9 protein-coding genes and 2 rRNA genes are annotated in these 11,895 nt (G+C 40.9%); 3 read left to right on the forward strand and 8 right to left on the reverse strand.

From position 1 onward, the window contains the following. Window positions 1-177 precede the first annotated feature (177 nt). The 4 genes from F607_RS0120625 to glnK all read right to left on the reverse strand — a co-directional run bounded on the left by F607_RS0120625 (window position 178) and on the right by glnK (window position 3,461). Window positions 178-1,134: a carbohydate-binding domain-containing protein gene (locus F607_RS0120625; protein ID WP_027709600.1), complete on the reverse strand. Its 957-nt coding sequence runs from the start codon at window positions 1,132-1,134 to the stop codon at window positions 178-180. 114 nt (window positions 1,135-1,248) lie between these two features. Continuing rightward, window positions 1,249-1,680 carry a secondary thiamine-phosphate synthase enzyme YjbQ gene (locus F607_RS0120630; protein WP_027709601.1) on the reverse strand — a complete coding sequence of 144 codons (432 nt, stop codon included), beginning with the start codon at window positions 1,678-1,680 and terminating at the stop codon, window positions 1,249-1,251. Window positions 1,681-1,827: 147 nt separating this feature from the next. Then, window positions 1,828-3,075 (reverse strand): ammonium transporter, encoded by a 1,248-nt coding sequence (locus F607_RS0120635; RefSeq protein ID WP_027709602.1) that lies wholly within the window; start codon window positions 3,073-3,075, stop codon window positions 1,828-1,830. Window positions 3,076-3,122: 47 nt separating this feature from the next. Further along, the gene (gene glnK, locus F607_RS0120640) at window positions 3,123-3,461 is read right to left on the reverse strand and encodes a P-II family nitrogen regulator (protein ID WP_027709603.1); all 339 of its coding nucleotides are present in this window, start codon (window positions 3,459-3,461) and stop codon (window positions 3,123-3,125) included. Window positions 3,462-4,059: 598 nt separating this feature from the next. On the opposite strand from glnK, the gene F607_RS30815 reads away from it, so the two are divergent. Together F607_RS30815 and F607_RS0120650 are read left to right on the forward strand one after the other, a co-directional pair. Next, the gene (locus F607_RS30815) at window positions 4,060-4,398 is read left to right on the forward strand and encodes an accessory factor UbiK family protein (protein WP_051311687.1); all 339 of its coding nucleotides are present in this window, start codon (window positions 4,060-4,062) and stop codon (window positions 4,396-4,398) included. 174 nt (window positions 4,399-4,572) lie between these two features. Continuing rightward, the gene (locus tag F607_RS0120650) at window positions 4,573-6,090 is read left to right on the forward strand and encodes a YifB family Mg chelatase-like AAA ATPase (protein WP_027709604.1); all 1,518 of its coding nucleotides are present in this window, start codon (window positions 4,573-4,575) and stop codon (window positions 6,088-6,090) included. Between the two features lie 5 nt (window positions 6,091-6,095). Here the strand turns inward: F607_RS0120650 and F607_RS30820 are convergent, their stop codons facing one another. Beyond that, window positions 6,096-7,799, reverse strand: coding sequence for a putative bifunctional diguanylate cyclase/phosphodiesterase (locus F607_RS30820; RefSeq protein WP_051311688.1), 1,704 nt, complete (start codon window positions 7,797-7,799; stop codon window positions 6,096-6,098). 420 nt (window positions 7,800-8,219) lie between these two features. Here F607_RS30820 and rep point away from each other — a divergent pair, with 420 nt between their 5' ends. Continuing rightward, window positions 8,220-10,241 (forward strand): DNA helicase Rep, encoded by a 2,022-nt coding sequence (gene rep / locus F607_RS0120660; RefSeq protein ID WP_027709605.1) that lies wholly within the window; start codon window positions 8,220-8,222, stop codon window positions 10,239-10,241. 64 nt (window positions 10,242-10,305) lie between these two features. On the opposite strand, the gene F607_RS0120665 is transcribed toward rep, so the two are convergent. The 3 genes from F607_RS0120665 to F607_RS0120675 all read right to left on the reverse strand — a co-directional run. Continuing rightward, the gene (locus F607_RS0120665; RefSeq protein WP_038291941.1) at window positions 10,306-11,406 is read right to left on the reverse strand and encodes an extracellular solute-binding protein; all 1,101 of its coding nucleotides are present in this window, start codon (window positions 11,404-11,406) and stop codon (window positions 10,306-10,308) included. A 236-nt stretch (window positions 11,407-11,642) separates the two neighbouring features. Further along, window positions 11,643-11,758: ribosomal RNA gene (gene rrf, locus F607_RS0120670) — 5S ribosomal RNA — on the reverse strand. 55 nt (window positions 11,759-11,813) lie between these two features. Further along, window positions 11,814-11,895: ribosomal RNA gene (locus F607_RS0120675) — 23S ribosomal RNA — on the reverse strand; the annotation flags it as partial.

An 11,895-nucleotide genomic window follows, 5' to 3' on the forward strand; every position in this document is an offset into this window, starting at 1 on the left:
GCTGATTTTTGAGAAGGTGAGTTTTTGCTGAAGCCATAAACAGAGATCCAACACGCCTATGACGAGGTTTTTATGGTCCTGACTTAATGATGAGGCCGTAATAGCCTGCTGGAGATCCTGATAGGCTTCAGGCGATAAGGTTTCAATCTTTGGTTGCTTCATACAACTAATAAACGGCTATTCGTGAAATGAATGCAGCGTACTAAACAGACAGAGAACTGAGTAAGAAGACATTAGCGGTATGGCTTGTACGTTATTTACTGCAGCACACGATTGCAGAGGGGGTACACAAATACTAAAAGGCTTATATTCACATCGCTTTGCAAAACTGACAGGCCAGTCTAACTCAACAGTGAGCATTTTTCTTAAATACTCAGCTTCATTACGAAATTCATCACTAAATGCAATCGTTATTGGCTGATTGATCATCAGTTGTTGATTATCTGTCTTTTGCACTTCAGCAGGACTTGGTATTACCAGTGACGTACTATTACTGTGGTTATTTGCAAGTATTGGCGTATCTATAGCCAGTAGCTCTCGATTTCTGTCAAAACGAACCTCAGCCGTATCAACCGGCCAACGGTCCCCATCAAACCGCTTAGTTTGCTTGTCTGAAGTATGATCTGCAATAACGACATCGTTAATCAGAATAGGTTGGCTATTCTTACTGGGAACAAGATAAAAACCCGCAGGTGCATCTGATTTACTGATTGCCCAATACTGTGCGGTTAGCTGAACTGTCAGCGCTTCGCCAATACTTATGCCTGTAAATCTAGCTTTTGGCTCAATATAGAATAAATCACCATTAACATGTTTAATGGAAAGCGTGTCATTAGGCGAATATACTAGTATTTCTCGTACAAAGTTAAAATAGATACGCCAGTTTTGGTGGGTTAAACTTTGGCTACCATTATTCTTTATGGTTAATTTTGCTGTAAAACTATTTGCACTGTCTTGTAAGTTATCAATTACTTGCCAGTGAATGCCTATATCGTCAGTAGCGTTTTTTATATTTGAATTGTCAGCTGAAGTTGAGAGTGAAAGAAAACTTAGTGGAATAATTATAAATAAAGCTTTGAGAATGTATTCGTACTTTTTTAGGCACTCTATAAATCCATTTGCCCTTATATTCATAATTTCACCTATAGGTCATTTTTAGACTTATTGTAATAATTTATTCATTACAACTTAATTATTATACCTATAAGTAAACTATTTTATATGCTGAAACATTACGCCTATTTTAAGCTACTTGTCGAAACTTTCTCCAAAAAGCGATGCTACAATTCGATGACTACTTCCATGGGTATGATGTTCTCCAAGATAAATGCCTTGCCAGGCACCTAAAGCCAACTGCCCTTGTGAAACAGGCACAACCAAAGAAAAACCTACCAGTGAGTTTTTTAAGTGCGCTGGCGTCGCATCAGCGCCATGACCTCGAGACTGAAAGTGTTCAGCATTTTCGGGTACTAAGTAATTTAAGTGTGACTCAAAATCAGCTCTGACTGAAGGGTCTGCATTTTCATTAACCGTTAAAGATGCCGATGTGTGCTGCATAAACAGGCTCAATAGCCCTACCTTCATCATGCTTACTTCTGGTAGCTCATGTAAAAGCTCCTCAGTCACTATGTGAAATCCTCGTTCCCTTGGCGTTAGTTGAACAATTTTCTGTACCCACATAAAAACCTATCCTGACAGATGAATATGAGCACCTAATAAAAAAGGAGGCATTTGCCTCCTTTTATAATAACTAGCTTAGTAGCTGTTATTATTGCCTCAAACGATCATTAATGATGATTCATTAAAGGCCATCCCATATTCACAATTTTATTTACTGGTAAATTCAGGATAGGCTTCCATACCACACTCCGCAATGTCGGCACCTTCGTATTCTTCCTCTTGACTGATACGAATACCCATTATTTTCTTCAGGAAAAACCACACCACAAAGCTACAGCCAAAGACCCAGGTAAAGATCGTCACGATCCCTAGTAACTGCTTAAGCAACGTTGCATCGCTATTAGTCAGAGGTACAGCCAATAGTCCCCATATACCAACTACACCATGCACAGAAATAGCACCAACAGGGTCATCCAAGTGAAGTTTATCCAAGGCTACGATAGAGAACACCACAAGTAGACCACCAATGCCACCAATTAATGTTGCACCTAGTGCTGATGGTGTTAAAGGTTCAGCGGTAATTGCTACCAAACCTGCCAGCGCACCATTCAAAGCCATGGTTAAATCTGCTTTACCAAACAGTAAACGAGCCGTTACCAATGCTGCTATTACTCCACCCGCAGCGCCAGCATTTGTATTAACAAATATTTGGGCAACCGCATTAGCATTTTCGATGCCTGTCAGCTTGAGCTGAGAGCCACCGTTGAAACCAAACCAGCCCAACCACAATACAAAGGTACCCAACGTCGCAAGAGGCAGATTCGCTCCAGGAATGGCATTCACCTCACCTTTCTTTCCATATTTACCATTACGTGGTCCCAGTAAAATGACAGCCGCGAGTGCAGCTGCAGCACCACACATATGCACTACACCAGAGCCAGCAAAATCTTGAAACTTAGCCTCTTGCAAAAAGCCACCACCCCATTTCCAAAAGCCTTGAACGGGGTAAATAAATCCTGTTAGCACTACCGCAAACATTAAAAATGCCCACAGTTTCATGCGCTCAGCAACAGCACCAGAAACAATGGACATTGCGGTTGCTACAAAGACAACCTGAAAAAAGAAGTCAGAACGTGCCGCATAATAAGTTGACCCCTCACTAGATAATACAGCTTCTGCTGTATGTTCATCGCCGATGAGTGTCCCTAATACAGGTAAAATACCACCTGCAGCATCTTCTCCTGGATACATAATGGCATAGCCACACAACAGATACATTGTGCATGCTACAGCGAAAAGTGCGATATTCTTGGTTAGAATTTCGACGGTATTCTTAGCTCGGACTAAACCAGCCTCTAACATGGCAAAGCCCGCAGCCATCCACATGACTAGTGCACCACATACTAGAAAGTAAAACGTATCGAGCGCATAAGACAGTTGAGTTAAGTTTTCCACAATCAGCCCCCCTTTTAGGCTTTAAATAACGTTACCCGGTGACACGCTCAGATAGCATCCGTCCCTGTCTCACCAGTCCGAATCCTCACTGCCTGCTCAAGGGAAACCACAAATATTTTGCCATCGCCAATTTTTCCCGTATTAGCCGCACTTGATATCGCTTCAATCACTTGGTCCAGCATCTCGTCACCAATCGCAATTTCAATTTTGACCTTAGGTAAGAAATCCACAACATACTCAGCCCCTCGATATAATTCGGTATGACCTTTTTGTCGTCCAAATCCCTTCACTTCAGTAACTGTAATACCTTGAACGCCAATCTCAGAAAGGGCTTCTCGCACATCATCTAACTTGAATGGCTTAATGATTGCCGAAACTAATTTCATTTTAATCTCCTGCAGTTTTATGTCTTGCCCATGGGGGGGCTGGGGCAAGTTATTTATGCAATTTATATAAGCCTAACACCTAAATACAAGTAGATTTATAACCCTTCACATAACTTAGCGCTAACAGCACAAGGCTTCCTTTGCCAAACCCCCTTGCTCCATCAACATCAAGTGGTTATTGATTCGTTTCCTACTCGTACACTCAGCAGAGATAAATAAAGTCATCACATAAAGCTGAGCACTTCTTGAATAAGCATATGTTTAACAACAAGTGACTAGCAGGATATGTGCCATCTATGAAATTCATACTTTTATTTCAAGGAGTTAGCCGATATTTATTAAGCCAACAAGAGGGGGAGAAGCAGAGAATATGCACCAATTTGGTTCAAGCTAAAAAGCTTTGCTCTTTTTATGATCACTCAGCTCTATAGCTAATAATTTGAACAGGTATAGCCTGTGCCATGCACTCTAAATGATCAGCCACACATAGTTTCTTGCAACATGACTATGCTAAAGTAACAACGCATTCATTACTGCCCTGTAGCATAAGTAACGTATGTTTCCTTAATCGTGCACACTCAACAGAACAGGCTTAAGCATGATCAACAAAGCATTTATTCAATCTCTTAGCGAACAAATCAGCGGCACTGTTGGTGAAAAAGTGCAGCAGCTTATGTCAGGTGAAAAGCCACAAATTCAAAAAGACCTTGAGAATAACATTCACATCCTTCTGCAAACGGCTTTTGCTAAATTAGACTTAGTAACAAGAGAGCAGTTTGAAGATCAGCTGGCGGTATTACAACATACCCGAGCAAAGCTGGAAGCGCTTGAAAAGAAAGTCGCTGCCCTAGAAGCACACCTAGCCTCAGAAGAACAATCAACACTTATTATTGAAGATGCTTCTCAACCTTCATCGCCAAAGGAAAAAGACCATTAATTTGGCTTTAAAAACTTAGTAAAGCGTTTATAAAACTCACTCAAACAGCCACTAATTCACATTTTTTTTGTGGCTATTTTACGAGTTCACAGTCTTTCATCCTCCTATTAGCAGTCTCACTGTACAAAATTTAAACTACCCTCCTCTTTATTAGTGAGCCTGCAAGGATGATTTATGTCTCTGGCTGTTGTGTATACACGTGCTCAGTTTGGTATTAATGCCCCTCTTGTTACAGTTGAAGCCCACCTTTCAAATGGCCTACCTGGCTTGGCTATCGTGGGCTTACCAGAAACAGCGGTTAAAGAAAGTAAAGACCGCGTGCGCAGTGCCCTTTTAAATACGCACTTTGAATTTCCTGCCAAGCGTATCACTATTAATTTAGCGCCAGCTGATCTTCCAAAAGAAGGCAGCCGCTTTGACCTAGCTATTGCTTTAGGTATCTTAGCTGCCTCAGGACAAATTGCCCCAGCCAAACTTGTAGATTATGAATTTATTGGTGAGCTTGCTTTATCTGGAAAGGTTCGCCCCGTCAAAGGTATTTTACCCGCAGCCGTTCAGTGCCAGCTCAGCAATCGAAAACTTGTCATTCCTGAAGAAAACTGTGCAGAAGCCAGTCTTGTTAAAAACTGTACTTTGTTAGGCATTAACAGCTTAAACCAGCTTTGCCAACACTTGCAGGATGACGAGGTGATTACACCATTTACTGCAAGCTATACACTTACTCAATCAAAGACCTCCTGTGATATTGCAGAGGTAAAAGGACAACCTCAGGCAAAACGTGCTCTTGAAATAGCCGCCGCTGGTGGCCACAACCTCCTGTTTTTTGGACCTCCTGGAACAGGAAAAACCATGCTAGCCAGCAGATTGCCAAGCATTATGCCTCCCTTAACAGAAAAAGAAGCACTGGAAGTCGCAGCAGTTAACTCAATCTCTCAAAAACCTCGACCTATTACCGAGTGGCTAAATAGAAGTTTTCGAGCACCACATCACACGGCATCTGCGATAGCTATGGTGGGTGGAGGCAGTAGCCCCAAACCAGGAGAAATATCGTTAGCTCACCATGGCGTTTTATTTCTTGATGAGCTACCAGAATACGACCGAAGGGTATTAGAAGTCCTGCGTGAACCAATGGAGTCAGGAGAAATAGTGATTTCTCGTGCTAGCCGACAGGTGACTTATCCTGCCAGGTTCCAGCTGGTTGCAGCAATGAACCCTTGTCCCTGTGGATATCTGGGTGATAGTCGTCAAGCATGCCGCTGTACTGCTCAACAAATAAGCCGCTATCGTCGTAAACTCTCTGGCCCATTACTGGATAGAATTGATATGCATATTGAGGTTGCTGCATTGCCCGATAGTTTGCTTACTCAACGTGCATCACAACTAAATGTAGAAAGTAGTTCACAGGTTCAGCAGCGTGTAATAAAAGCAAGAGAGCTACAAATAAACCGACAAGGAAAGGCGAACAACGAGCTAAGTGCAAAAGAAATAGAGCAATATTGTTCGCTTACTGAAGATGCTCAGCACTTGCTTAATAATGCCTTGAAAAAGCTGGGCTTATCTGCTCGGGCCTATCATAGAATATTGCGAGTATCTCGTAGTATTGCTGACTTAATGGAGAGTGAACAGTTACAAGTGAGTCATATCACTGAAGCTTTAGGCTATCGAAAACTGGATCGCACCGTTTCAATGTAAAAGAGTTAAACTATACAACCTACTAACTCATCAGTACTACGTTCGCAAAATGAGGTAATGGGTACTGGAGGGCTGTAAAAAAAACCCTGAAGCTGATCACACCCCATTTTGGTCAGTACATCAACTTGAGCCTGGTTTTCGACACCCTCCGCCACAACACTTAAGTTCAAATTATGCGCTAAGTTAGTAATTGCCTGAACTATTACTGCATCATCAGTATTTGAATTAATCTTACAAATAAAGCTTCGATCAATTTTTAAGGTTGAAATCGGCAACTGTTGTATATGTGCAAATGACGAAAAACCTGTACCGAAATCATCAAGTGAAAATGTAATACCCAGCTTTCCTAGTGCACTCATTGCCGCAGCAACTGCTGCTTCATCTTGCATCATGGCTGTTTCAGTGAGCTCAAACTCCAAACATTGCGGAGGCACATCAAACTTTTCCAAAGCATGAGAAATCACTGTAAATAACCTGGCATCTTTAAATTGTTGAAATGATAGGTTAATCGCCATACTGACCTGTTCACCACAAACGTCGATTAACTTTAATAGATCATAACAAGACTGATAGATAACCCAGTGCCCCAAAGGAACAATAAGCCCTGTCTCTTCCGCTAAAGGTATAAAGTCACTAGGTAATAATAAGCCACGCAGAGGATGAAACCAGCGGAGTAAACCTTCAACACCACACAGTTTGCCTGTTGTGGTATCAATTCTTGGTTGATAAAGTAATTGGAATTCCTTTTGCTTTATAGCTTGACGTAGTTCTGTTTCCAAGCAATAACGCTGCTTTGCATGAGTGTTCAAATCATGGGAATAAAAACTGTAACTGCTTCCAAGTTGCTGTTTAGCTTGTTTTAACGCAAGGGTGGCATTATGAATTAAGGAGTCAACATTCATAGGACCATCCACAGCCAGAGCAATACCTATACTGCAACCTATTGTTAATTGGTGTCCAGAAATAATAAATGGGTTGGCCAATACTTTTAGTAACTCTTTAACAGTATGCACTAACTCTGCAGTCTGACCAATATTATCAATAACGACGCCATATTCATTATCCCCTATCCGTGCAATATGCTCATGTATAGGAAACAGCCGCTTTAGCCGTTGCGCAACATCACATATTAACTGATCGCCTGCCTGATACCCTAACCACTCATTTACTTTTTTAAAGCCATCTAAATCAATCAATAATAACGCAGGAGGCTTATTATAGTGGTTATCAAGCAACATATTATTCAATCGCTGGGTAAAAGTACGACGGCTGGCTAACCCCGTTAATGTATCAATACCAGAAGAAGAATGTGTTTGTGCATACTGTTCTTCAGCTAGCTTTAATAGTGTTTTTAACTGCTCTTTGTTATAGCTTTTACGCAACATATAATAAGCTGCGCCTTTCTTGACTATCCGCTTATATTTATCTGCCGAAATTGAGTCTACTAACAGTAGAACAGGGTAGTCACAGCTTAATACTTCCAATAAGCCTGGGTACTCGTCCATAAACTCTTCAGCAAGCAAGATGACAAGCCTATCCCCCCGGCAGCCTTCCAGCGTTTCCATTTCGACAAGAGATGTAAGGTGATTTACCTTTAAAAAAAGATGTGAATCATTTTCTTTTAGCAACGATACCAAGTAGCTTTTCTCAGTAATTTTTTTATCTATTAAATATAATTTGGGTTGCCCCTCATTTTGCTGACCTGCCACGAATGTCGGTCCTCCAGTATACACTTGGTCATCGCGCCAACTTTATTGCCGTATATGATCACACAATCAATGAAAATCCACCAAATAATCTCAAACAACTTATCAATAAACTTGACCTATTTTGTCAGTTCGAACAGAGCTATCGTTCTTATACCAAATCAATGATCATGTAAATTGATATCATTTCCCAGTTTTTATTTTTTGAGTAAAAGTCACTAATCAGTGGTTTGATTGGCATATAACTATCGTCAAAAGTGTACTTTAACCACTTTGTAATAGCTTGCTATGCCAGCTAGTCGTAAAGTACCTGCCTTCTCTTCTTGAAACTTAGAAAGCAAAAGCCGCCAAAAATCCATTCGCGGTCAGGATTCAATTTGCTAAAATACACAGCTATTTGTTAGTCAAAGGAGCCCAAAATCTGTGCGTAGACTTAATCCCAGACAAGAAGAAGCTGTAAAATATATTGACTCACCTTTACTTGTCTTAGCTGGGGCTGGGAGTGGTAAAACAAGCGTTATTACCCAAAAAATTGCTTACTTGATTGAGACATGTGGCTTAAAAGCTAAACATGTTGTTGCGGTTACTTTCACCAACAAAGCTGCACGTGAGATGAAAGAACGGGTTGGTCAGCTCGTCAGTGGTAAAGCCGCTAGAGGACTTACCGTTTCAACCTTTCATAATCTGGGTCTAAACATCATTCGCCGTGAACACAAAACACTTGGCTACAAACCAGGCTTTTCTATTTTTGATGAGCAGGATGTCAAAGCATTACTCAAAGAGCTCAGTGAAAAGCACTACAGCGAAGGAATGGATAAAATTGATTTAATTCAACATACCATTTCAAACTGGAAAAATGATCTCATCTCTGCCGATCAAGCAATTAGTCACGCAAAAGACGAAGAAGCAGAAGTTATTGCTACAATCTATCAGCACTATATACGCACATTGAAAGCCTACAATGCTGTTGACTTTGATGACCTCATTTTACTGCCAGTGAAGCTTTTTTCTGAAAACCCTACCGTTCTTGATAAATGGCAGAACAAAATCCGCTACCTGCTAGTGGATGAATACCAAGACACTAATGCCTCACAATACTTACTTGTAAAGCAATTGGTTGGCGCAAGAGCAGCATTCACTGTAGTAGGAGATGATGATCAGTCAATTTATGCCTGGCGAGGGGCACGCCCAGAAAATATGGCGTTACTCAAGGATGACTATCCCACTCTGAATGTCATTAAGCTAGAACAAAATTACCGCTCAACTAGCCGTATTCTTAAAGCAGCCAATACCGTCATTGCCAATAATCCTCACGTTTTTGAGAAACGTCTTTGGAGCGACTTTGGTTTGGGCGACGAAATTCGTGTTATTCGTTGCCGAAATGAAGAGGTTGAAGCTGAGCGAGTTGCGGCAGAAATTATTACTCATAAGTTAAAACAAAATACTAAGTTCAAAGACTATGCCATCTTATATCGAGGCAATCATCATGCAAAACTGCTTGAGTTAAAGTTACAGCACCACCAAATTCCCTACTTTATATCAGGTGGCACCTCCTTTTTCTCTCGGTCGGAAGTGAAAGATATCATGGCCTATCTTCGGCTAGTTATTAATCCGGATGACGATAACGCATTCTTACGAGTCATAAATGTACCTCGCCGGGAAATTGGCCCAACAACGTTAGAGAAGTTAGGAAACTACGCATCCCAACGGCATATCAGTCTTTTTGCTGCTTGTAATGAGTTCGGTTTAAGCAGTCACCTTGATGAACGTTTTCTTGAAAAATTACAGCGATTTACTCACTGGATGCAGAAGATAACCCAACAATGTCATCAAGAAGACCCTGTTACTGCTATTAAAGATATGATTCATGACCTGGATTATCATAACTGGCTACGTCAAAACAGTAGTAGCGAAGGTGTTGCAGATAAGCGCATGAGCAATGTCTGGACTCTGGTCGATTCCCTTGAAAAGTCACTAAAAGTGACAGATGAAGAGGATGATGTAGAGGCTGACATTAAAACAGCCATTGGCAAGCTTGTATTAAGAGATATGCTCGAGCGACAAGAGCAAGAGGATGATAGTGACCGTGTTCAGCTCATGACTCTTCATGCCTCGAAAGGACTTGAGTATCCATATGTGTTTATGATTGGCATGGAGGAAGATTTGCTCCCCCACAGAAGCAGTATTGAAGAAAATAACATAGAAGAAGAGCGCCGCTTAACTTATGTAGGTATTACACGTGCTCGAAAGACATTGACTATGACGTTGGCTGGGCAGCGCAAGCAGTTTGGTGAACAATTAGAAACTACTCCTAGCCGCTTCCTTGAGGAGCTTCCAAGTGAAGATGTTATTCGAATAGGCTTTGGTGAGGAGTTAAGTCAGGAAATTAAACAAGCCGCAGGAAAAAATGCCCTAGCTTCCATTCGCAATCGAATCAATCAATAACAGTACAACATAAAAATAGGGCTAAGCTTTTTTATAAACCAAGCCCTTACTCTTTCAGTGGTAACTATTTACCTGTTTTAATACGTGTCCAAGCCCTATTTATAAAGCGCTGGACACTCTTAGAACGCTCACCAAAGGTAAATAATTTACGCTTTGCTTTTTCTGTAGGATAGATACCAGGATCCTTTAAAATATCAGCATCAATAAATGACTTTGACTCTACATTTGGATTTGCATACTTAACGTAATTAGTAATATTTGCAATAACCTTTGGTTCCATTAAGTAGTTAAGGAATGCGTGAGCAGCTTCTGGATGTGTAGCATCCTTTGGAATTGCCAACATATCAAAGGAAATTGGCGCTCCCTCTTCTGGAATATTGTACCTGATATTAATGCCATTCTTGGCTTCAACAGCTCGGTCTGCGGCTTGATACATATCACCTGACCAGCCAATAGCGACACATATATCTCCATTAGCTAAATCAGAAATATATTTTGAAGAATGAAAATAAGTCACATGAGGGCTTAATTTTTCAAGCAGCTTAACAGCTTCTTTGTAATCATTCAGATTCTGAGTATTAGGATTTTTACCCAAATAGTTTAAAACTATAGGAAATACTTCCGTTGGTGCATCTAAAAATGCTACACCACAAGACTTAAGCTTAGCTAAGTTCTTTTCATCTAACAGTAAACGCCAGCTTTTAACAGGGGCATCATCACCCAATACTGCTTTTACCTTTTCAGGGTTATAGCCAAAGCCAGTCGTAGCTAACAAGTAAGGAATAGCAAACTTATTATCTGGATCAATAGTGGCAGATATCTCCTTCATCATATCACTATCAAGATTTTTCAAATTTGGGAGCTTGCTTTTATCAAGTGGTTGAAAGGCTCCAGCCCTAATCTGTACCCTCAAAAAGTCATGAGAAGGTACCACAACATCATAGCCTGTCTTACCTGATAGCAACTTTGCTTCCAGAATTTCATTACTATCAAAGACATCATATTGAGCCTTGATACCTGTCTTCTTTTCAAAATTTTGTAAAGTATCTTCAGCTATATAATCACTCCAGTTATAGATATATACCTGCTTGGTATCATCTGCTTGAGAAATGAGAGGAAAACATAGAATTGAAGTACTAAGTACCAGAGAGAGTAAGCGTTTCATTAATAGCCATCTCCAATACACATGTCAGTATTGTTACGACAGTTGTTGATGAAATATCCCAGACTTTATTTTAAGCGTAAAACAAAGAAAGAAGACAGGTGAACTAAACCGGCTGAGCATCCCTAATGATTATCTAAGCCCTATGTCATTTCAGCTTAGTAAACAGCCAGCTTTTTTACGCGTTATCCCTAAAAAGTAAAAAGCCCTGGCACGGTGTACCAGGGCTTCCAATATGCGCTTGACGATGTCCTACTCTCACATGGCGAAACGCCACACTACCATCGGCGCTGAGCAGTTTCACTTCTGAGTTCGGGATGGAATCAGGTGGTGCCCACTCGCTATCGTCGTCAAGCATAAACCTTTAGCAGAATCGTAACTACAACTCACTCAAATCACTTTGGCGTTATATGGTCAAGCCTCACGAGCCATTAGTACTGGTTAGCTCAACGCCTCACAACGCTTACACACCCAGCCTATCAACGTCTTAGT

Origin of the sequence: Zooshikella ganghwensis DSM 15267 (genome assembly GCF_000428585.1) — a bacterium.
Lineage (GTDB): Bacteria > Pseudomonadota > Gammaproteobacteria > Pseudomonadales > Zooshikellaceae > Zooshikella > Zooshikella ganghwensis.